General features: G+C 74.6%; 22 protein-coding genes. 17 read left to right on the top strand and 5 right to left on the bottom strand.

The genetic code is table 11. The annotated features are described in order from the left end of the window. The first annotated feature begins 47 nt into the window (after positions 1–47). Positions 48–1,577: an ATPase gene (locus AB0B20_RS09565; protein WP_357380812.1), complete on the top strand. Its 1,530-nt coding sequence runs from the start codon at positions 48–50 to the stop codon at positions 1,575–1,577. A 48-nt stretch (positions 1,578–1,625) separates the two neighbouring features. Next, positions 1,626–2,513: a DUF2567 domain-containing protein gene (locus AB0B20_RS09560; RefSeq protein WP_357380814.1), complete on the top strand. Its 888-nt coding sequence runs from the start codon at positions 1,626–1,628 to the stop codon at positions 2,511–2,513. On the opposite strand, the gene AB0B20_RS09555 is transcribed toward AB0B20_RS09560, so the two are convergent. Beyond that, positions 2,479–3,183: an LON peptidase substrate-binding domain-containing protein gene (locus AB0B20_RS09555; RefSeq protein WP_357380816.1), complete on the bottom strand. Its 705-nt coding sequence runs from the start codon at positions 3,181–3,183 to the stop codon at positions 2,479–2,481. The genes AB0B20_RS09560 and AB0B20_RS09555 overlap by 35 nt on opposite strands. A 108-nt stretch (positions 3,184–3,291) precedes the next feature. On the opposite strand from AB0B20_RS09555, the gene hisD reads away from it, so the two are divergent. From hisD to hisF, 12 genes are all read left to right on the top strand, one after another. Continuing rightward, positions 3,292–4,617 carry a histidinol dehydrogenase gene (hisD, locus tag AB0B20_RS09550; protein ID WP_357469544.1) on the top strand — a complete coding sequence of 442 codons (1,326 nt, stop codon included), beginning with the start codon at positions 3,292–3,294 and terminating at the stop codon, positions 4,615–4,617. Further along, entirely contained in the window at positions 4,614–5,687 is a 1,074-nt protein-coding gene (locus tag AB0B20_RS09545; RefSeq protein ID WP_357469541.1) for a histidinol-phosphate transaminase, read from the top strand. Before hisD ends, AB0B20_RS09545 begins: the two co-directional genes overlap by 4 nt. Then, entirely contained in the window at positions 5,684–6,295 is a 612-nt protein-coding gene (hisB, locus tag AB0B20_RS09540; protein WP_018785239.1) for an imidazoleglycerol-phosphate dehydratase HisB, read from the top strand. The genes AB0B20_RS09545 and hisB overlap by 4 nt, the downstream gene beginning before the upstream one ends. A gap of 5 nt (positions 6,296–6,300) precedes the next feature. Continuing rightward, the gene (locus AB0B20_RS09535; RefSeq protein ID WP_357381191.1) at positions 6,301–6,462 is read left to right on the top strand and encodes a hypothetical protein; all 162 of its coding nucleotides are present in this window, start codon (positions 6,301–6,303) and stop codon (positions 6,460–6,462) included. Further along, positions 6,462–7,082: an imidazole glycerol phosphate synthase subunit HisH gene (gene hisH, locus AB0B20_RS09530; protein WP_357380824.1), complete on the top strand. Its 621-nt coding sequence runs from the start codon at positions 6,462–6,464 to the stop codon at positions 7,080–7,082. The genes AB0B20_RS09535 and hisH overlap by 1 nt, the downstream gene beginning before the upstream one ends. 31 nt (positions 7,083–7,113) lie before the next feature. Continuing rightward, positions 7,114–7,434: a hypothetical protein gene (locus AB0B20_RS09525; RefSeq protein ID WP_357380826.1), complete on the top strand. Its 321-nt coding sequence runs from the start codon at positions 7,114–7,116 to the stop codon at positions 7,432–7,434. 19 nt (positions 7,435–7,453) lie between these two features. Then, positions 7,454–8,182 carry a bifunctional 1-(5-phosphoribosyl)-5-((5-phosphoribosylamino)methylideneamino)imidazole-4-carboxamide isomerase/phosphoribosylanthranilate isomerase PriA gene (gene priA, locus AB0B20_RS09520; RefSeq protein ID WP_018785235.1) on the top strand — a complete coding sequence of 243 codons (729 nt, stop codon included), beginning with the start codon at positions 7,454–7,456 and terminating at the stop codon, positions 8,180–8,182. Then, complete coding sequence (locus tag AB0B20_RS09515; protein ID WP_357469537.1) at positions 8,179–8,595, top strand: Rid family hydrolase; 417 nt, start codon at positions 8,179–8,181, stop codon at positions 8,593–8,595. Before priA ends, AB0B20_RS09515 begins: the two co-directional genes overlap by 4 nt. A gap of 82 nt (positions 8,596–8,677) precedes the next feature. Further along, the gene (locus AB0B20_RS09510) at positions 8,678–9,124 is read left to right on the top strand and encodes a MarR family transcriptional regulator (RefSeq protein ID WP_357469534.1); all 447 of its coding nucleotides are present in this window, start codon (positions 8,678–8,680) and stop codon (positions 9,122–9,124) included. Between the two features lies 1 nt (position 9,125). After that, complete coding sequence (locus tag AB0B20_RS09505; RefSeq protein WP_091045350.1) at positions 9,126–9,551, top strand: organic hydroperoxide resistance protein; 426 nt, start codon at positions 9,126–9,128, stop codon at positions 9,549–9,551. A 52-nt stretch (positions 9,552–9,603) separates the two neighbouring features. Beyond that, the gene (locus tag AB0B20_RS09500) at positions 9,604–10,611 is read left to right on the top strand and encodes an NADP-dependent oxidoreductase (RefSeq protein WP_357469529.1); all 1,008 of its coding nucleotides are present in this window, start codon (positions 9,604–9,606) and stop codon (positions 10,609–10,611) included. Positions 10,612–10,699: 88 nt separating this feature from the next. Further along, positions 10,700–11,467 (top strand): imidazole glycerol phosphate synthase subunit HisF, encoded by a 768-nt coding sequence (gene hisF / locus AB0B20_RS09495; protein ID WP_357380834.1) that lies wholly within the window; start codon positions 10,700–10,702, stop codon positions 11,465–11,467. Positions 11,468–11,473: 6 nt separating this feature from the next. Here hisF and AB0B20_RS09490 read toward each other — a convergent pair whose 3' ends face one another. Together AB0B20_RS09490 and AB0B20_RS09485 are read right to left on the bottom strand one after the other, a co-directional pair. Then, positions 11,474–11,935, bottom strand: coding sequence for a hypothetical protein (locus tag AB0B20_RS09490; protein ID WP_357380836.1), 462 nt, complete (start codon positions 11,933–11,935; stop codon positions 11,474–11,476). A gap of 116 nt (positions 11,936–12,051) precedes the next feature. Continuing rightward, positions 12,052–12,687 carry a hypothetical protein gene (locus AB0B20_RS09485; RefSeq protein WP_357380838.1) on the bottom strand — a complete coding sequence of 212 codons (636 nt, stop codon included), beginning with the start codon at positions 12,685–12,687 and terminating at the stop codon, positions 12,052–12,054. Between the two features lie 59 nt (positions 12,688–12,746). On the opposite strand from AB0B20_RS09485, the gene AB0B20_RS09480 reads away from it, so the two are divergent. Further along, positions 12,747–14,198, top strand: coding sequence for a PLP-dependent aminotransferase family protein (locus AB0B20_RS09480; RefSeq protein ID WP_357380840.1), 1,452 nt, complete (start codon positions 12,747–12,749; stop codon positions 14,196–14,198). A gap of 72 nt (positions 14,199–14,270) precedes the next feature. Beyond that, positions 14,271–15,581, top strand: a complete 1,311-nt coding sequence (locus tag AB0B20_RS09475) for a low temperature requirement protein A (protein ID WP_357380842.1) — start codon at positions 14,271–14,273, stop codon at positions 15,579–15,581. 53 nt (positions 15,582–15,634) lie between these two features. Here the strand turns inward: AB0B20_RS09475 and AB0B20_RS09470 are convergent, their stop codons facing one another. Beyond that, entirely contained in the window at positions 15,635–17,461 is a 1,827-nt protein-coding gene (locus AB0B20_RS09470; protein WP_357380844.1) for a long-chain fatty acid--CoA ligase, read from the bottom strand. Positions 17,462–17,728: 267 nt separating this feature from the next. Continuing rightward, entirely contained in the window at positions 17,729–18,358 is a 630-nt protein-coding gene (locus AB0B20_RS09465) for a TIGR03085 family metal-binding protein (RefSeq protein WP_357380846.1), read from the bottom strand. Positions 18,359–18,573: 215 nt separating this feature from the next. On the opposite strand from AB0B20_RS09465, the gene AB0B20_RS09460 reads away from it, so the two are divergent. Continuing rightward, a complete protein-coding gene (locus AB0B20_RS09460; protein ID WP_357469525.1) occupies positions 18,574–20,424 on the top strand; it encodes an ABC transporter ATP-binding protein in 1,851 nt (616 codons plus the stop codon). Positions 20,425–20,574 lie beyond the last annotated feature (150 nt).

The raw sequence follows: 20,574 nt of genomic DNA, 5'->3' as shown, positions 1-20,574 counted from the left end.
TCGTAGCCTGTCAGGCGGAGATCGATGGGCTGGGGGAGGGCGAATCCTTGGACGGCAGCGAGACCGGCTGGGGTCGGCAGGGCGAGCCGGCACCGCGGTGGCGGGCGCTGCTCGACCGGGCCCGGCTCGGCGGTCGCGGCGCGGAGCACGCCGACGCCGACCGGCACGTCGAGGAGCAACCGGCCCCGCCGCCCGACCCGCTGCCGCGTCGTGGCGCGGGCACCGGCTGGACCGGTCGCGCCACAGCCGTCGGTCGCGCCCCCGACGGGTCGTACGGCGCCGAGCCCGGTTACCGGGCCGAGGCCACGTTCCGGGTCGACCCGGCCTTCCGCGCCGATCCCCGCCGCGACGGCGAGCCGGCCTACCGGGCCGACCCGGCTTACCGCAGCGACCCGGAGCCGTCCTGGCGTGCCGGGCAGCCCTACCCGCCCGACCCGCCCCGGCGTGCCGACCCGTCGCTCGCGCCCGAGCAGCCCTTCACCGCCGAGCCGCGCTCGGAGCCGTCCTGGCGGCCCGAGCCCGCCCGCCCGGAGCCGCTCGGCCGGGCCGAGGCGCCGGCCGAGTCCCGGTACTCCCTTCTCGACGGTGGCTACCGGCCCGCGCCGCCGCCGGCCGAGTCCCGCTACGCGCTGCTCGACCGGGGCCGCTACCGGCCCGACGCGCCGCCGGCCCCGGAGCCGGTGGTGCCCGCGCCACGCCGCCCGCTGGAGGGGCGCTCCGGCCGGGCCGAGGCGTCCCACGCGCAGTGGCGTGCCCCGGAGCCGGACCCGGAGGTGGAACGGGCGACCAGCGTGCTGCGCCGCGAGCTGGGCACCCCGAGGGTGCTCGCCTTCGCCAACCCCAAGGGCGGGGTGCACAAGACCACGGCGACGGTGCTCGCCGCCGCCACGGTGGGCAGCGTACGCGGGCGCGGCGTGCTCGCCTGGGACGACAACGAGCTGCGCGGCACGCTCGGTCTGCGGGCCGGCAGCGCCCGGCACGCCCGCACCATCCGCCACCTGATCCACGACCTGGCGCAGATCGAGATCCTCGAGGGCAACACGCTGCTGTCGCACCTCGACGACTACCTGCGGCACGCCTCCGACGGCTCGTACGACGTGCTGGCCGGTGAGGAGAGCCCGCGCTTCGCCCAGCGGCTCGACCAGTTCACCGTCAAGCGGGTGCTGGAGCTGCTGCGCCGCACCCACGAGGTGGTCTGCGTGGACACCGGCAACAACGTGGAGAGCCCCAACTGGCGCACCGTCATGCAGGCCGCCGACCAGCTCGTGGTGACCACCGTGCCGCGTGAGGACGCGGCGTTCAGCGCGGACTGGATGCTCGACCTGCTGCACGAGGTGGGCATGGGCGAGCTGGCCGACAACGCGGTCACGCTGATCTCCTGCCCGACGCCGGGGCGCACCTCGCTGCAGGACGACCTGGAGCGGCACTTCGCCACCCGTACCCGCGCGGTCGCCGTGGTGCCGTACGACCCGGCGCTGGAGACCGGATCCTCGATCGAGTACCACCAGCTCCAGGCCGAGACCCGCGACGCCTGGCTCAAGGCGGCAGCGGTGATGCTGGAACCGTTCGCGCGCTGAGCGCCGACCACCGCCCCGCGTCGTGCCCGGGCCTGAGAGGATCAACGCGTGAGTCCGGACACCAGTGAGCCCGAGCGGGCGCGCGAGCGCGGCGACGGCGAGGCCCCGCGGCCGGGCGACGCCCCGCGTCCCGGCGAGGCCCCGCGGCCGGGCGAGGCCCCGCTGCCCGGCACCGCCCCGCGTCCCGGCGGCGACGTGTGGCCCGGGGCCGCTCAGCCGCCCGGCTGGCCCGGCGGCCTGCCGGTGCCGGCCGGCACACCGGTCACCGCCCCCGGCGCCGACCCGCTCGCCGGGCATCCGTTCGTGGCGGCGGAACTGCCCGGTGCCGCCCGGTCGCGCCGTCCGCTGCTCACCGCGCTCGGCGTGGTCGGGCTGCTCACCGCGCTCGGCGTACCGCTCGGCCTGCTCTGGGCGTGGCTGGCGCCGGCCACCCCGGTACGCCAGACCCCGGCCGGCGCGGTCTACACCACGCCGCAGCCGGAGCAGCCGATCGCCGCGGACGGCTGGTTCAGCCTCCTGACGCTCGGCTTCGGCGTGCTCGCCGCCATCGCACTGTGGGTGCTGCTGCGCCGCCGGCGTGGCCCGGCGGGCCTGCTCGCGGTGACGCTCGGCGGCATCGGCGCGGCGGTGGTTGCCTGGCAGGTCGGCCGCCGGATCGGGCTGTCGACGTTCCAGCGGCTGGTGGAGACCGCGCCGCCGGGCACCGCGTTCACCAAGCCGGTCGACCTGCGCGCCGGTGGCGTCGACTGGTACGGCCCGTTGCCGCTGCCGCACGGTAACCTGCTGCTCGCCGCGTTCGGCGCCGCAGTCACGTACACGCTGCTGGCGGGCTGGTCGCGGTGGCCGTCGCTGCGGCCGGAGCCGGAGCCCGACGCCGCCTGGCCGCCGCCCCCGCCCGGGTTCAGTTCGGCGCCGGGGGACCAGCCAGCTCGCTGAGCGGCACCGGCACCGCGCGCACCCGCCGCAGCAACGCCGTCTCCCGGTTGAGCAGGCGCAGCTCGGCGCGGAGCCGGCCGGCCGTGTCGTCGACGGCGAGCAGCCGCTGCCGGTCGGCGACGGTCAGCGCGGCGGTCGCCGCGACCAGGTGCGACAGGACCGTGGCATCCTCCGGCAGCTGCTCGGTGATCTCCTGCTGCTCGGGCCGGATCAGCCCGAGATACTGCCGGAACACCGAGATCACCCGGGCCGCGAGCAGGTCGGCGGTCTCGTCCGGGCCGTCCGGCTCCGGCAGCCACTCCACCTCGGCGGTGAGGTACGGCTCGGTGGAGGCGTCGACCTCGGCGACCCGGAACCGTCGCCGCCCCACAGTGACGATGTCGAAGCCGCCGTCGGCCAGCTCGGTGACCTGCCGCAGCTCGGCGGTGCAGCCGACCTCGTGCAGCGTGACCTCGCCACCGGCCGGCCCGGAAAGCCCCGGCGGCCCGGCCGGCGCCACCTCCCAGCCGGCCCGGATCGCCACCACGCCGAACTCGCGCGGCGCGCCCTCGGGCAGCCCGACGAGGTGGCGCACCAGCGCCTTGTAGCGCTCCTCGAAGATGTGCAGCGGAAGGACCAGCCCGGGGAAGAGGACGGTCCCGAGCGGGAACACCGGCAGCCGTGCGCTCACGTGATCGAGCGTATCGCCAACGCGCCCGCCCGCGCGTGTCCCGGCTCACCGTCCCGGCGTGCGGGCGGGCCCGGCCGGTGGCCCGGTCGGCGGCCTAGACTCGCAGGCGTGTTGAATCGGATCGACCTGCGCGGCGGGGTCCGTGACCCGCGCCGCCTGCTGCCCCGTGCCCAGCTCGACGTCTCCGTGGCGGTCGAGCGGATCCGCCCGCTCGTGGAGGCGGTCCGGGACCATGGGTACCCGGCGATCCGGGAGGCCAGCGAACGGTTCGACGGCGTCTCCCCGGAGCGGCTGCGGGTGCCGGTCGAGACGATCCGCGCCGCCGAGGGCGAGCTGGACCCGCAGGTCTGCGCCGCGCTGCTGGAGTCGATCACCAGGGCCCGCAAGGTGCACGCCGACCAGCGCCGCACCGACCACACCACGACTGTGGTGCCCGGCGGCACGGTGACCGAGCGGTGGGTGCCGGTCGACCGGGTCGGCCTCTACGTCCCTGGCGGCCTGGCCATGTACCCGTCGACGGTGGTGATGAACGTGGTCCCGGCCCAGGCGGCCGGGGTGCGCTCGCTGGTGGTGGTGAGCCCGCCGCAGAAGGACAACGACGGCCTGCCGGACCGCCGGGTCCTCGCGGCCTGCGCGCTGCTCGGCGTGGACGAGGTGTACGCGGTGGGCGGCGCCCAGGCGGTCGCCATGCTCGCCTACGGCGCGGGCGTCGACCCGGCCGGCGACGAGCGCTGCGAGCCGGTCGACATGATCACCGGTCCGGGCAACATCTGGGTCACCGCCGCGAAGCGGCTGCTGCGCGGCGTGGTCGGCATCGACGCCGAGGCCGGCCCGACCGAGATCGCGATCCTGGCCGACGACACCGCCGACCCGGCGCACGTCGCCGCCGACCTGATCAGCCAGGCCGAGCACGACCCGCTGGCGGCGAGCGTGCTCGTCACCCCGTCCACCGCGCTGGCCGACGCGGTCGACGCCGAACTGGCCCGGCAGGCGCCGGTGGCCAAGCACGCCGAGCGGATCGGCACCGCGCTGCGCGGCGAGCAGAGCGGCGTCGTCCTGGTCGACGACCTGGAGGCCGGACTGCGGGTGGTCGACGCGTACGCGGCCGAGCACCTGGAGATCCAGACCGAGAACGCCCGCGAGTGGGCGCTGCGGGTCCGCAACGCCGGGGCGGTGTTCGTGGGCGCCTGGTCGCCGGTGTCGCTCGGCGACTACTGCGCGGGCTCCAACCACGTGCTCCCCACCGGCGGCTGCGCGCGGCACTCCTCGGGGCTGTCCGTGCAGTCGTTCCTGCGCGGCGTGCACCTGGTCGAATACACGCAGGACGCGCTGCGCGACGTGGCGCCGCACGTGGTGACGCTGGCGACGGTGGAGGACCTGCCCGCGCACGGCCAGGCGGTCAGCGTCCGGTTCGGCGAGGGCGGCGCGTCGTGACCACGCTCGACGAGCTGCCGATCCGCGACGACCTGCGCGGGCGTACGCCGTACGGGGCGCCGCAGCTCGACGTGGCGGTACGGCTGAACACGAACGAGAACTCCTACCCGGTGCCCGAGCCGGTGGTCGAGGCGATCGGCAAGGCGGTCGCCGCCGAGCTGCGTGACCTCAACCGCTACCCGGACCGGGACGCCGTGGCGCTGCGCGCCGACCTGGCCGCCTACCTCGGCCACGGGCTCACCGCCGAGAACGTGTGGGCGGCGAACGGCTCCAACGAGATCCAGCAGCAGCTGCTCCAGGCGTTCGGCGGTCCCGGGCGCACCGCGCTCGGCTTCATCCCGGCGTACTCGATGCACCCCCTGCTGGCACTCGGCACCGGCACCCGGTGGGTGCCCGCCCCGCGCGGCGCGGACTTCGGGCTCACCGCCGACGAGGCAGTGGCCCAGGTCCGCGAGCACCGGCCCGACGTGGTGTTCCTCTGCTCGCCGAACAACCCGACCGGCACCGCGCTGGACCCGGCGGTGGTCGCCGCCGTGCTGGACGAGGCACCAGGCATGGTGATCGTGGACGAGGCGTACGCCGAGTTCGCCCGCCCCGGCACGGTCAGCGCGCTCGCCGTGCTGCCCGGCCACCCGCGGCTGGTGGTGACCCGCACCATGAGCAAGGCGTTCGGCTTCGCCGGCGGCCGGCTCGGCTACCTGGCCGCCGACCCGGCGGTGGTGGACGCGGTGCAGCTGGTCCGGCTGCCCTACCACCTGTCCGCGCTCACCCAGGCCGCGGCCCGCGCGGCGCTGGCGCACCGGGACGCCCTGCTCGGCACCGTGACCGCGATCAAGGAGCAGCGGGACCGGATCGTCGCCGAGCTGCGCGCCCGGGGCCACCGGGTGGCCGACAGCGACGCCAACTTCGTGCTGTTCGCCGTCGCGGGGGACCAGGCGGTGGCCTGGCGTACCCTGCTCGATGCCGGCGTCCTGGTACGCGACGTCGGCCTGCCCGGCTGGCTGCGCGTCACCGCCGGCACCCCGACCGAGACCGACGCATTCCTCACCGCGATGGAGAGAGTTTCATGAGCCGGATCGCCCGGATCGAGCGGGTCACAAACGAGACGAAGGTGCTCGTCGAGATCGACCTCGACGGCACCGGCAAGGCCGACATCTCCACCGGCGTCGGCTTCTACGACCACATGCTCAACCAGATCGCCCGGCACGGGGGCTTCGACCTGACCGTGCACACCGTCGGCGACCTGGAGATCGACGCGCACCACACGATGGAGGACACGGCGCTCGCGCTGGGCGCCGCGTTCGACCGGGCGCTGGGCGACAAGGCCGGCATCCGGCGGTACGGATCGGCGACCGTCCCGATGGACGAGGTGCTGGTCCGGGCCGCCGTCGACCTGTCCGGCCGCCCGTACGTGGTGCACGACGAGCCGGCGCTGGCGCCGTACATCGGGCCGGTCTACCCGACGAGCATGACCCGGCACATCTGGGAGTCGTTCGGCCAGTCGGCCCGGATCACGCTGCACGTGGACGTGCTGCGCGCGGCCCGGCCCGGCGGCCACCCGGACGCCCACCACGTGGTCGAGGCGCAGTTCAAGGCCGTCTCCCGCGCGCTGCGGGAGGCCACCGCCCTGGACCCGCGGAACGCGGGTGTGGTGCCGTCCACGAAGGGCGCTCTCTAATGAAGGTGCTGCCCACTCTTCTGCTGATCCTGGCCGGCCTGCTGCTCGGCGGGACGTGGTCGCTGCTCAAGCAGGGCGCCCCCCGCGCCGCCGTGGTGATCACCGGCCTGCTGGCCGTGCTCGCCACCGCCGCCGGGGTGCTCTGGCTGCTGCCGGGGGAGAGCTGATGGCACGGGTGGTGGTGCTCGACTACGGCTCGGGCAACCTGCGTTCGGCCGAGCGCGCGGTGGCGCGGGCCGGCGCCGACGTGACAGTCACCGACGACCTGGACGCCGCCGCGTCGGCCGACGGCCTGGTGGTGCCGGGCGTCGGCGCGTTCGCCGCGTGCATGGCGGGGATCGAGGCGCTGGGCGCCGGGCCGGTCATCGCCGACCGGGTCGCCGCCGGGCGGCCGGTCCTGGGCATCTGCGTCGGCATGCAGATCCTCTTCGGGCACGGCGAGGAGCACGGCGTGGTCACCAAGGGGCTCGGGCTGCTGCCCGGGGGCGTGACCCGGCTGCCCGCGCGGCGGCTGCCGCACATGGGCTGGAACACCGTGCGGCCGCCGGCCGGCTCGGCGCTGTTCGCCGGCCTGCCGGAGGACACCCGGTTCTACTTCGTCCACTCCTACGGGGTGACCGACCCGGCGGCGCTGGCCGAGGCGGGCGCGACGGTGACGACCGCGCACCACGGCGCGGACTTCGTCGCGGCGGTGGAGCGGGGGCCGCTCTCGGCCGCGCAGTTCCACCCGGAGAAGTCGGCCGACGCCGGGGCCGCGCTGCTGCGCAACTGGCTCGGCACGTTGTGACCGGCCCGCTGGCGGGCACGCGGGCGTCGGCGTGAGCAAGGAGCGGGCCCGCCGCCGCGCGGAGCGCGAGGCCGAGCAGGAGCGGGCGCGCGCCGTCCGCGCCCGCCGGGTGGCACGCCGGGAGCGGCGTCGTTCTCTGGTACGCCGCCTGACGCCGTCGCTGCGGCGCGGGCGTACCGGCCGGCTGCGCCGGCACACCCGCCGCGAGCGGGCGACGATCCTGGTGCTCACCGCGACCGCGGTGGTCGCCATCTGGAGTCTGGTGGACGACCTCGCGCTGCGGCTGGTGCTGGTCGTGTTGTTGTTGCTGGTCCTGCCCGCGATCGTGGTGATCGCGCTGGACCGTCGTTGAGGACCCGAGGAGAGAAGCGTTGAGCCTCACCCTGTTGCCCGCCGTGGACGTCGCCGACGGCCAGGCCGTCCGGCTCGTGCAGGGCGCCGCCGGTAGCGAGACCGCGTACGGCGACCCGCTGGACGCGGCTCTGGCCTGGCAGTCCGACGGTGCGGAGTGGATCCACCTGGTCGACCTGGACGCCGCGTTCGGGCGGGGCTCCAACGCCGCGCTGCTCGCCGAGGTGGTCGGCAAGCTGGACGTGAAGGTGGAGCTGTCCGGCGGCATCCGCGACGACGAGTCGCTGCGGGCGGCGCTGGGCACCGGGGCGGCCCGGGTCAACATCGGCACCGCCGCGCTGGAGGACCCGCAGTGGTGCGACCGGATCTGCGGCGAGTACGGCGACCGGGTGGCGATCGGGCTGGACGTGCGCGGCCGTACCCTGTCGGCGCGCGGCTGGACCCGCGACGGCGGTGACCTGTACGAGGTGCTGGCCCGGCTCGACGCCGCGGGCGCGGCGCGGTACGTGGTCACCGACATCACCAAGGACGGCACCATGCGCGGGCCGAACCTGGACCTGCTGCGCGAGGTGTGCGCCCGCACCGACGCGCCGGTGATCGCCTCCGGCGGCGTGTCCACGCTGGACGACCTGCGGGCGCTGGCCACGCTGGAGCCGGTGGGCGTGGAGGGCGTGATCGCCGGCAAGGCGCTCTACGCGGGCGCGTTCACCGTCGCCGAGGCGCTGGCGACGCTGCGGGCCGGCGCGTGACGACCGAGCCGCCCGCCGACGCAGGGGTGGTGACCCGGCTCGGTTCGGGCGGCCCGTGGGAGGCGCTGTACGGCTACTCCCGGGTGGTGCGGGCCGGCGCGCTGGCGATCACCGCCGGCTGCACCTCCACAGTGGACGGCCGGGTGGCGCACGCCGGTGACGCGGCGGCGCAGACCGCGCAGGCGATCCGGATCGGTCTGGACGCGCTGGCCGAGGTCGGCGCCGGGCCGGCGGACGTGGTGCGGACCCGGATGTACGTCACGGACCGGCTCTACGCCGACGAGGTGGGCCGGGCGCACAACGCGGTGTTCGGCCCGGTGCGCCCGGTGGCCACGATGGTGGTGGTGGCCGGGCTGATCGACCCGGATCTCCTGGTCGAGGTCGAGCTGGAGGCGTACCTGCCGGAGCGCTGACCGGTGCCCGGGTGACCGGCGCCGCGCCGCCCCACACCCAGATAAGTTGTGCACAACTTGATTGCCCGCTACCGTTCTGGGTGTGACCGATGATCTGGTGCTGCGCCGGCAGGTGTGCTTCGCGCTCTACGCGGCGTCGCGCGCCCTGACCGACGTCTACCGGCCCATCCTCGACGAGCACGGCCTGACCTACCCGCAGTACCTGGTGCTGCTGGTGCTCTGGGAGCGCGACGACGGCGCCCCCACGGTCTCCGAGCTCGGCGGTCAGCTCCGGCTCGACTCCGGCACCCTCTCCCCGCTGCTCAAGCGGCTGGAGGCGGCCGGTCTGGTGGTGCGTACCCGATCGGCGGCGGACGAGCGCCGGGTCGAGGTGGGCCTCACCGACCGGGGCCGGGCCCTGCGGGAGCGGATGGGTGACGTGCCGCGGCGGGTGGCCGCCGCCACCGGGCTCACCGAGGACGAGCTGGTCTTCCTCCACGGCATCCTCACCCGGGTCACCGAGACGATCCACCGACAGAAGGAGCAGTGACATGCAGGTGCTCTACACCGCCTCCGCCCGCGCCACCGGCGACGGCCGCGACGGTCACGTCCGGACCTCCGACGGCACGGTCGAGCTGGACCTCGCCGTACCGAAGGAGATGGGCGGCGCCGGCGGCGCGGCCAACCCGGAGCAGCTCTTCGCGGCCGGCTACGCGGCCTGCTTCCACTCCGCGCTGCGCGTGGTGGCCCGCCAGGCCAAGGCGGACGTCTCCGGCTCGGTCGTCGAGGCCGAGGTGGGCATCGGCCCAAACGGCAGCGGCGGTTACGGCCTCGCCGTGACGCTCGTGGTGGACCTGCCCGCGGTCGAGCGCGCGGCCGCCGAGCAGCTGGTCGACGCGGCCCACCAGGTCTGCCCCTACTCCAACGCGACCCGTGGCAACGTCGAGGTGACGCGCACGGTCCGCGAGGCCCGGTGAGCACGAGGAGCGCGGCGCAGCGGAGCCCCGCGGTGCGAACCGAGGAGGTCTGGTGAGCGAGGCGAGCGTCAACAGGGAGATCCACCTGGCGTCCCGGCCGGACGGCTGGCCGACCGCGGAGAACTTCCGGCTGGTCACCACCGAGGTGCCGACGCCGGGCCCGGGACAGGTGGTGGTCCGCAACCGGTTCATGTCCGTCGACCCGTACATGCGCGGGCGGATGAACGACGTCAAGTCGTACGTGCCGCCGTTCGCGCTCGACGCCCCACTGGACGGCGGCGCGATCGGTGAGGTCGTGTCCGGTGAGGCCGGGGGCGTCAAGCCCGGTGACACGGTGCTGCACGGGCTCGGCTGGCGCGAGTACGCGCTCGTGGACGCCAAGGGCGTACGCGCTGTCGATCCCGACCTGGCGCCGGTCACCGCGCACCTGAGCGTGCTCGGCATGACCGGGCTGACCGCGTACGCCGGGCTGCTCGACGTGGCCGCGATGAAGCCGGGGGAGACCGTGTTCGTCTCCGGCGCGGCCGGTGCGGTGGGCAGCATGGTCGGCCAGATCGCGAAGCTGCGCGGCGCCGGCCGGGTGATCGGCAGCGCCGGTTCGGCGGCGAAGGTCGAGCGGCTCACCGCGCTCGGCTTCGACGCCGCCTTCGACTACCACGACGGGCCGGTGTCCAAGCAGCTCAAGGCCGCCGCCCCGGACGGCGTCGACGTGTACTTCGACAACGTCGGCGGCGAGCACCTGGAGGCGGCGATCGGGGCGATGAACCCGCACGGCCGGGCCGCCATCTGCGGCATGATCGCGCAGTACAACGCCACCGAGCCGCCCGCCGCGCCGCGCAACCTGGCGCTGGTGATCGGCAAGCGGCTGACGCTCCGCGGCTTCCTCGTCAGTGACCACGGTCACCTGCGAGAGCAGTTCGTGCGGGAGGTGGCGGGCTGGCTGCGCGAGGGCCGGCTGTCGTACGACGAGACGATCGTCGACGGCATCGAGCAGGCCCCCGAGGCGTTCCTCGGCCTGCTGCGCGGCGAGAACCTCGGCAAGATGCTGGTCCGTCTCTGACCGGCGCGAACGCACACACCGCAGCGGGCGGTGGTGACCGGCCTCACCGGCGGGTCACCACCGCCCGCGCGTTCGTTAGGCTCGGGGCATGACGGTGGCGGTACGGGTCATCCCGTGTCTGGACGTGGACGCCGGGCGCGTGGTCAAGGGGGTCAACTTCCTCGACCTGCGCGACGCCGGCGACCCGGTGGAGCTGGCGGCGGCCTACGACCGGGCCGGCGCGGACGAGCTGACCTTCCTCGACGTCACCGCCTCGTCCAGCGACCGGGGGACCATGCTCGACGTGGTGCGGCGCACCGCCGAGTCGGTCTTCATCCCGCTCACCGTGGGCGGTGGTGTCCGCCGGGTCGCCGACGTCGACACGCTGCTGCGCGCCGGGGCGGACAAGGTCGGCGTGAACACCGCCGCCATCGCCCGGCCGGAGTTGATCGCCGAGATCGCCGACCGGTTCGGCCGGCAGGTGCTGGTGCTCTCGCTGGACGTGCGCCGCGCACCGCACGGCACGACGCCGAGCGGCTTCGAGGTGACCACGCACGGCGGACGGCGGGGCACCGGCCTGGACGCGGTCGAGTGGGCGGCGCGCGGCGCCGAGCTGGGCGCGGGCGAGATCCTGCTCAACTCGATGGACGCCGACGGCACCAAGGCCGGGTTCGACCTGCCGCTGATCCAGGCGGTCCGCGAGGTGGTCGACGTGCCGGTGATCGCCAGCGGCGGCGCGGGCGAGGTGGCCCACTTCCCGCCGGCCGTCGGCGCGGGTGCGGACGCGGTGCTCGCGGCGAGCGTCTTCCACTTCGGCGAACTCACCGTCGGCGAGGTCAAGGACGCGCTGCGCGGCGCCGGGCACCCGGTGCGCTGAGGCGGGTCACTGCCGGCCGGGGTGCCCCTCGGGGGAGCGGCGCGGCATCGGGATCGACCGGACCACGTACTCCTGCACGGCGGCGGCGTGGTCGTTCTCGTCGAGGTGCCACTCGCTCTCGGCGGGCGGGTGCCGCCGGGTCAGCACGCCCTGCACCGTGTCCACTGTGGTGCCGAGCCCGGCGCTGGGGCGGGTGCGCCAGAGCCGCTCACCGTCGGCGGTGACCCGGAACCAGCCGTCGGCGACGCTGACCAGACCCGCGCCGACCAGCCGCCGGACCGCGCCCTCCACCTCGTGCCGTTCGGGGATGGCCTGGTTGAGGTGGTCGGCGGTGGAGAGGACGTCGGCCAGGCGGACACCCTCCGGCCTGCGTGTCGCGGCGGCCCGCCGGTGCCGGCCGGCGCCACTGGCGATGACAAGCGCGACGAAGATCCAGGCGTCGCTCCAACGCCATCCGTTCTCCCCCATGCAGGAATGATGCCCGGCCGCGACGGCGGAGGAAACACCTGGTTTCCCGCTTGTGTGTCGCCGCAGCTCAACGCGTTGCGCGGCGTCCCGGACCGTGGCGGTCGGCCCGGTGATGATCACGTAGCGTAAGCACCGGCCGCCGGGCGTGGCGGCAGCGCGAAGACCGGGATGAAGAACTGGGCCAGCGGGCCGATGGTCAGCGCGTACGCCACGGTGCCGAGACCGACGGTGCCGCCGAGCAGCCAGCCGAGCGCCAGCACGGTGACCTCGATGACGGTGCGGACCAGCCGGACCGAGAAGCGGGGGTGGCGGGCGACGAAGCCGGTCATCAGCCCGTCGCGTGGGCCGGGGCCGAGCCCGGCGCCCAGGTAGAGCCCGGTGGCGGCGCCGTTGGCGACGATCCCGGCGACGAGCAGCGCGACGCGGGCCGGCAGGCCGTCGCCGGCCGGCAGCACGGCCAGGGCGGCGTCGACGACCAGGCCGATCACCACGACGTTGCTGACCGTGCCGAGGCCGGGTCGCTGCCGCAGCGGGATCCAGAGGACGAGCACGAGGGCGCCGACCGCGATGGTGACGGTCCCGAAGGACAGGCCGGTCTGCCGGGCGAGTCCCTGGTGGAACACGTCCCACGGGTCCAGTCCCAGCTCGGAGCGGATCATCAGCGCCATGCTCAGGCCGTAGAGGACCAGTCCGGCGTAGAGCTGGGCGAGCCGTCGTACCGGCCGGTGCCGGAGATTGCCAAGCTGTGCCATGCATGCCACCCTAGGTGCCAATCGTGGTTGTCGAGGGTGCCAATTTCGGGGGTGTGGCCATGACCAGCCAGGTGCGCGGCGTCCAATTGGCGCGACTCCTCGGTCAGTGGCACGCACTGCCAGGCCGTCGGCGCAGCCCCGACTACGCCGCGCTCGCCGGCGCCGTCCGCGGGTTGCTCGCCGACGGGCGCCTCCCCCTCGGGGTACGCCTGCCGGCCGAGCGGGAACTGGCCGAGGCGCTGCGGATCAGCCGGACCACTGTCACCGCCGCGTACCGGGAACTGCGGGAGAGCGGCCACCTGGCCAGCCGCCGGGGCGCGGGCAGCTGGACCATGCTGCCCGGCGGGCACCGGGTGGCCAGCACCGGGCTGTGGACGCCGCTCGACGACCGCGACATGATCGACCTCGGGGTGGCCGCGCTGTCCGCGCCCCCGCAGCTCGTCCCCGCCGCCCGGGCCGCGGCCGAGGACCTGCCCCGCTACCTCAGCGGCGCCGGCTACCACCCGACCGGCATCATCGAGCTGCGCGAGGCGGTGGCGCGCGGGTACACCGAACGTGGCCTGCCCACCAGCCCGGAGCAGATCATGGTCACCAACGGCACCCAGCACGCGCTGGACCTGGTGCTGCGGCTGGCCCTGTCGCCCGGCGGCGCGGTGCTCGTCGAGTCGCCCACCTACCCCAACGCGCTCGCCGCGCTCTCCGCCCGGCGGGCCAGGATCGCCACGCACGGCCTGTCCGACGAGGGCTGGGACGCCGAACTGCTGCTCGGCAGCCTGCGGCAGACCCGGCCGAAGCTCGCGTACGTGATTCCCGAGTTCCAGAACCCGACCGGCCACCTGATGGCGGCCGACCTGCGCGAGCGGCTGGTCGGGACGGCCCACGCGGCCGGCACCGACCTGGTGGTCGACGAGTCCTTCGTCGACCTGCCGCTCGACGACACCACGCTGCCGCCCCCGGTGGCGGTCTTCGACAGGCACTCCCGGGTGATCAGCATCGGCGGCATGAGCAAGCCCTACTGGGGTGGGCTGCGGATCGGGTGGGTACGCGCCTCCGCGCCCCAGGTGCAGCGGCTGGCCGCGGCCCGGGTCGGGGTGGACATGGCCAGCCCGGTGCTCGACCAGCTCGTCGCAGTGCACCTGCTCACCGAGGCGCCGGCCATCGTGGCCGCCCGCCGGGCCCAGCTCGTCACACAGCGGGACGCCCTGGTCGCGGCGCTCGCCGACCGGCTGCCCGACTGGCGGGTGCGGGTGCCCGGCGGCGGCGTCACGCTCTGGGCCGAGCTGGACGGTCCCATCTCCAGCGCGCTGGCCCGCGCGGCCGAGGAGGTCGGCGTACGACTGGCGCCCGGACCCCGGTTCGGCCTGGACGGGACGCTGGAGCGCTTCCTGCGGCTGCCCTTCACGCTTCCCGCCGCCGAGCTGGTGGAGGCGGTCGGGCGGCTCGCCGCGGTCCGCTACGACCTGGACCGGACCAGCCGCCCGCAGTGGCGGGAACCCAGCGTCATCGCCTGACCGCCCGCCCGATCCGGTGGTGATCCGCTCGAACCCCGGCTGAGGGCGGGCCGGTGCCCGCACACTGCCCGGGTGGGAGACGGGGACGCGGTCCGGTGGTCGCTGGCGGTGCGGCGCAGCGCGCCGGGTTCCCGGACCACCTGGGTGGAGCTCTTCTACGACCTGGTCTTCGTCTTCGCGTTCCTGAGCGTCACCACGCTCACCGCGTCGGTGTTCACGCCGGTCAACCTCTACCGGTTCCTGCTGGTGCTGGCGCTGCTCTGGTGGTCCTGGACCGGCTTCGCCCGGATGGGCAACGCGTTCCGCGCCGACCAGGGGATGCTGCCGCTGGTCGGCGTCGTCACCGTGGCGGCGACGTTCCTGCTCGTGCTCAGCACACCCAGCGCGTTCGCCACCAACCGCGAGGGCTGGCTGCCCGGGCCGCTCGTCTTCGCCGCGTGCTACTTCGTGATCCGGACCGCCCAGCTCACCGTCTTCGCCTGGGCCGACCGCGCCGACCCGGCCCGGCGCCGGGGACTGCGGATACGCTTCCTGGCCCCGACAGTGGCCACGGTGCTGCTGGTCGTCGCCGGCACCCTGCCCGGCCGGCTGGCGCACGGGCGGTTCGCGGTGGGGCTGCAACTGGCGCTCTGGACCCTGGCGCTGCTCGTCGAGTACATCGCCGGGGCGATCCTCGCCCGCCAGTGGTGGGTGGTGATCTCGGCCGGGCACTGGGCGGAGCGGCACGCGCTGATCGTGCTCGTCGCGCTCGGCGAGTCGCTCATCGCGCTCGGGCTCGGCCCGAAGCGCGGGCTGCCGCTCACCGGCCCGGTGGCGGTCGCCGCGTTGCTCGGCGTGGTGATCGTGGCGGCGCTGTGGTGGGCGTACTTCGACACGCTGAGGTTCGCGCTGGAACAGGCCCTGCACCAGGCCCGGGACCCCGCCGCACGGCTGCGGCTGGCCCGCACCGTCTACACGTTCCTGCACCTGCCGATGGTCGCCGGGATCATCTTCTTCGCCCTCGGCCTCAAGGATCTGCTGGCCGAGGCCGCCTCACCGACGACGCCCGCGTGGGGTCCGGAGCTGGGGGTCCTCTGGGCCGGGGTCCTGTTCGGCGGCGTCGGGATCTACCTGCTCAGCCTCGCCGGGTGCTGGTGGCTGGCGGAGCGCCGGGCACGGACGCCGCTGCTGGTGACGGTGCTGGTGCTCGCCGCGGCCGTCCCGGCCGTCGCCCGGCTCCACGAGCTGAACGCGCTCGCCGCGCTGGCGGTGCTCACCTGCGCCGGCGTCGCCTGGGAGACCCGGGGGGAGGACGACCGCCGGCGCCGGGTACGCCGGCTCGCGCTGGAGGAGCAGATCGCCGCCGAGGCCGAGCAGAGCCGGTGGCGGGAGGGGCACCTCTGAGAACGCACGCGGCCGTGCCCCGGGACGGTGGGGCACGGCCGGCGCGGTGCGGACTACAGCTCGGCGAGCGTCCCCTCGTACATCTTGTCGATCTCGGAGGCGAAGTTCGTCTCCACACTGCGGCGCTTGATCTTCAGCGACGGCGTGACCTCGCCGTCCTCGATGGTGAGGTCGCGGGGAAGGATCGTCACCTTCTTGATCGTCTCCCAGCGGTTGAGCCTGCCGTTCAGCTCGGCGACGTAGCCCTCGACCATCTCCCGCGCCTGCGGCGAGGTGACGATCGTGGTGTAGTCGCTGCCATCGAGCGGGGTGCCGGCGGCCCAGCCCTTGATCGCGTCCGGGTCGAGCGTGACGAGCATGGTGCAGTAGTTGCGGGCCTGCCCGATCACCACCGCCTGCGAGGTGTACGGGCACACCGCCTTGAACATGCCCTCGATGTGCGACGGCGCGACGTACTTGCCGCCGGACGTCTTGACCAGGTCCTTCTTCCGGTCGGTGATGCGCAGGTAGCCGTCGGCGTCGAGCGTGCCGATGTCGCCGGTGCGGAAGAAGCCGTCATCGGTGAACGCGGCGGCGGTCTCCTCCGGCAGGTTGTGGTAGCCGCGCATGACCGGCTTGCCGCGCAGCAGGACCTCACCGTCGGTGTCGATCCGGCACTCCAGGTCGCCCATGGCCCGGCCCACGCTGCCGATCTTCAGCCCGTCGGGCGGGTTCACGAACGCGCCGGCGCTGGTCTCGGTCAGCCCGTAGCCCTCGGAGATGGGCAGGTTGGCGGCGGCGAAGAAGGTGGCGATCTCCTTGCTCAGCGGCGCCGCGCCGGAGACCAGCACCCGCATCCGGCCGCCGAGCCGTGCCTGGAGCTTGCTGAACACGAGCTTCTCGGCGAGCGCGTACTTCATCCGCAGCCCGGCCGGGACCGGCTTGCCGGCCTGCTCCAGCGCGACCTTCTCCTTGCCCACCCCGACGCCCCAGGCGAAGATCTTGGCCTTGGCGCCACCGGCGCCCTGCGCGGTGGTGACCGCCTTGTTGTAGACCTTCTCGAAGACCCGGGGCGCACCGCACATGAGCGTCGGCTGCACCACGCCGAGCAGGTCGACGAGCTTGTCCACCCGGCCGTCGACGTAGGTGGGCAGGCCGACGTGGGTGGCGCCGCAGAGCAGCGTCTTGCCGAACGAGTGCGACAGCGGCAGCCACAGGTATTGCAGGTCGTCGACGCGCAGCAGGCCCAGGTCTGCCTGCGCCACGCCCTCCCAGCACCAGCCGCCGTGCAGCAGCTCCACGCCCTTCGGGCGGCCGGTGGTGCCCGACGTGTAGATGAGCGTGGCCAGGTGGTCCGGGCCGATGCCGGCGACGAGCGTGTCGATCAGGTCCGGCTCGGCGCTCAGCGCCGCGGCGCCGCGCTCCTCCAGCTCGGCCAGGGTGAGCTGCGGGACGGCCGCCGCCGGGTCGGGGGTGCCGTCGAAGAGCACCACGTGGGTCAACGCGGGAAGATCCGCCCCGGCGATCTTCGCCGCCTGCGCCTCGTTCTCCGCGAACAGCACCTTCGAGCCGGAGTCGGCGATGATGTAGACCGCGTCCTCGGGCTCGGTGGTGGGGTAGACGGTGGTGGTGGCACCACCGGCGCACATGATGCCGAAGTCGGCGAGCACCCAGTCCAGGCGCGTGTTGGCCAGAATCGCCACCGGGTTCTCCAGGCCGACACCGAGCCCGTGCAGCCCGGCGGCTATCGCCTTGGCGCGCTGCCCGACCTGCTCCCACGTCAGCCAGACCGGGCCCGAGTCGTCGGGTGCGGGGTGGGCGAAGGCGTGCCGGTCGGGGGAGTCCGCCACGCGCTTGAGGAACATGTCCGGTACGGAACGGTACGGTACATCGAGAGCCATCGCTGTAGCCGCCTTCAGGGGTGGAGGGACGTGACGGGGGTCACGTCGGTCTGCGGTTACCGAAGGGTATTGCCTGCACCCGGCCAGCGGCTAGCCCTGATCGGCCGCGTAGCCGCCGGTCCCGCCTGCTGGAACCGGCTCAGGCGTGCCGGCCGGGCGGCGCGGAACCGGTCGCCGGTGGCCCGGGGCGCGGCGTCGCGGTGACAGTCGTCGATCTCCCGGCGTCCACCTCCGACAGCCGGCGGGCGAGCGGTCACCGCTCGTCGGTCACAGGCCCAGTTCGGCGGTACGCAGACGCTCGGCGCTCTCGGCCGGGCCGTCCACCTGCACCCGGGCCACCCGCTGCCGCCCGGTGAGGAACAGCACCAGCTCACCCGGCGCGCCCACCACCCGCAGCCGTTCGCCGCCACCGCCGGCCCGCAGTTCGCCGTGCCCCGGCGCCTGCACCAGGACCTCGGCCGGGAACCGCCGCAGCGCCATCCGGGCCAGCAGGGACGCCCGCTTCCACAGCACCGCCTGCTGCCCGGCCGGCAGCTCGCGCGGGTGCCAGCCGGGCCGGGCCCGTCGCACGTCCTCGTGGTGGATGAAGAACTCCATCCCGTTGGCGAGCTCGTCGGTGAGGGGATTGCTCACCGGGCTCCACACCGGGGGGCGGCGTACCCGGGCGATCAGGTCGGCGTACGGCCCGGCGGCGATCCGCCGGCGCACCGACTCGCCGTAGCCACGCAGCGGCGGCAACAGGATCCCGCCGGCCGCGTCCGGCCGGCGCTCCCGCACCAGCAGGTGTGCCGCCAGGTCACGGGTGGTCCACCCCTCGTTGACGGTCGGCGCGTCCGGTCCCAGTTCGAGCATCAGGTCGGCGAGCGCCTCGCGCTCCGTTCGGGCGTACCGCGGCATCCCCTGATCGTAGGCCCGTCCCGGCCGATCGGCGCGCCACGCCCGGCCGGACCCCGCCGCGCGATCGATCCGGCCGGTGTCCGCCCAGCTCCGTGCGAACGTGACGGCGGACATATCCCGGCCGGGTCGGCGTGAGCGCCGGGGAACGGTAAGGATGGGGGAGAAAACTGCGGCTTACGGCGGGGGACAGCGTGGCGAGCGGGACAAGTCGGGACGTGCTCGGCAGAGGGCTACGGGTGCTCGGCCGGGCCATCCGGGAACAGCCGCGGATCTTCGCGGTCGCGGTCAGCGGCAGCGTGCTGTTCGGCCTCCTGGTGATCGCCAGCGCGTACGTCGTCGGCGCGGTGGTCGGCGAGGTGGTCGTGCCGGCCGTGGAGCGCGGCGAGGTGGCCGGCGGAGGGCTGGCGCTCGCCGCCGCCGCGCTGTTCGGCATCAGCGTGCTGCGGGTCGTCGGCATCTTCGGCCGCCGCCTCGGCGCCGGCTACATGCAGTACCGGCTCCAGGCCGCCTACCGCCGCCGGGTCACCCGCCGCTACCTGGAACTGCCGCTTTCCTGGCACCACCGCAACTCCACCGGCACGCTGCTCTCGAACGCCAACTCCGACGTGGAGGCGGCCTGGTACCCGATCGCGCCGCTGCCGTTCGCGGTCGGCACGCTGGTGATGCTCGTCGGCGCGGTGGTCTCGCTGTTCTTCACCGACTGGGCGCTGGCTCTGGTCGGCCTCGCGGTGTTCCCCGCGCTGTTCGCGCTCAACGTGGTCTACTCCCGCCGGATGGCACCCCGCCAGGCCCGGGCGCAGCGGCTGCGGGCCGAGGTCAGCGGCATCGCGCACGAGAGCTTCGACGGCGCTCTGGTGGTCAAGACGATGGGCCGCGAGGCACAGGAGACGGCCCGCTTCGCCTCCCGCGCCGGCGAGCTGCGCGACGCGCTGATCTCGGTCGGCCGGCTGCGGGGCGTGTTCGACCCGATGCTGGAGACGCTGCCCAGCCTCGGCACGCTCGCCGTCCTGGTGGTCGGCGCGCTGCGGCTGCGGCAGGGCGCGCTCACGGTGACCGAGCTGGTCAGCGTCGCGTTCCTGTTCACCGTGCTGGCCTTCCCGGTCCGTGCCATCGGCTGGGTGCTGGCCGAGCTGCCGCGCAGCGTCGCGGGATGGGACCGGGTCCGCCGGGTGCTGGACGCGACCGGCGAGATGCCGTACGGCACGAGGACGCTCGACCGGTCCACCCGGGAGCCGGCCACCCTCGCCTTCGACGACGTGCACTTCGCGTACGAGCCGGCCGAGGCGCACCTGCCCGGCGCCCAGGTGCTCGGCGAGGTGACGTTCACCGTGCCGGCCGGGAAGACGGTCGCCCTGGTCGGCCCCACCGGCGCGGGCAAGTCCACGATCACCTCGCTGGCCGTGCGCCTGGTCGACCCGGGCGCCGGGCGGGTCATGCTGGACGGCGTGGACGTGCGGGAGCTGACCGCCGCGTCGCTGGCCGAGACGGTGGCGCTCGTGGCGCAGGTGCCGTTCGTCTTCGACGACACGGTCCGGGCCAACATCGCGCTGGACCGGGCCGGCATCGGCGACGACGAGGTGTGGGCGGCGCTGCGGCTGGCCGAGGCGGACGGCTTCGTGGCGGCGCTGCCGGACGGGCTGGACACCATGGTCGGCGAGCGGGGCACGTCGCTGTCCGGCGGGCAGCGCCAACGGCTGACGCTGGCCCGGGCGCTCGCCGGGCGACCCCGGCTGCTGGTGCTCGACGACGCCACGAGCGCCGTCGACCCACGGGTCGAGGCGGCCATCCTGGCCGGTCTGCGCGCACCGGCCGACGGCGGCGCCCCGGCGTCCATCCTGGTGGTGGCGTACCGCCGGGCCACCATCGCCCTCGCCGACGAGGTGATCTACGTGGAGCAGGGCCGGGTGGTGGCGCGCGGCACCCACACCGAGCTGCTGGCCGCCGTGCCCGGGTACGCCGACCTGGTCACCGCGTACGAGCAGGCCGAGCAGGAACGCGAGCAGAATCGGACGTACGACGAGGTCACCCCGTTGACCTCGGGCCTGGAGATCGAGGTGGACCGGTGAGCGCGAGGAGTGCAGCGGAGCGGAGCCCCGCAGTCGCGAACGAACGGTGGGCCCGGTGAGCGCGAGGAGTGCAGCGGAGCGGAGCCCCGCAGTCGCGAACGAACGGTGGGCCCGGTGAGCGCGAGGAGTGCAGCGGAGCGGAGCCCCGCA

Origin of the sequence: Micromonospora sp. NPDC049151, from assembly GCF_040648395.1 — a bacterium.
Lineage (GTDB): Bacteria > Actinomycetota > Actinomycetes > Mycobacteriales > Micromonosporaceae > Micromonospora.
This window is presented reverse-complemented; position numbering and strand designations above follow the sequence as displayed.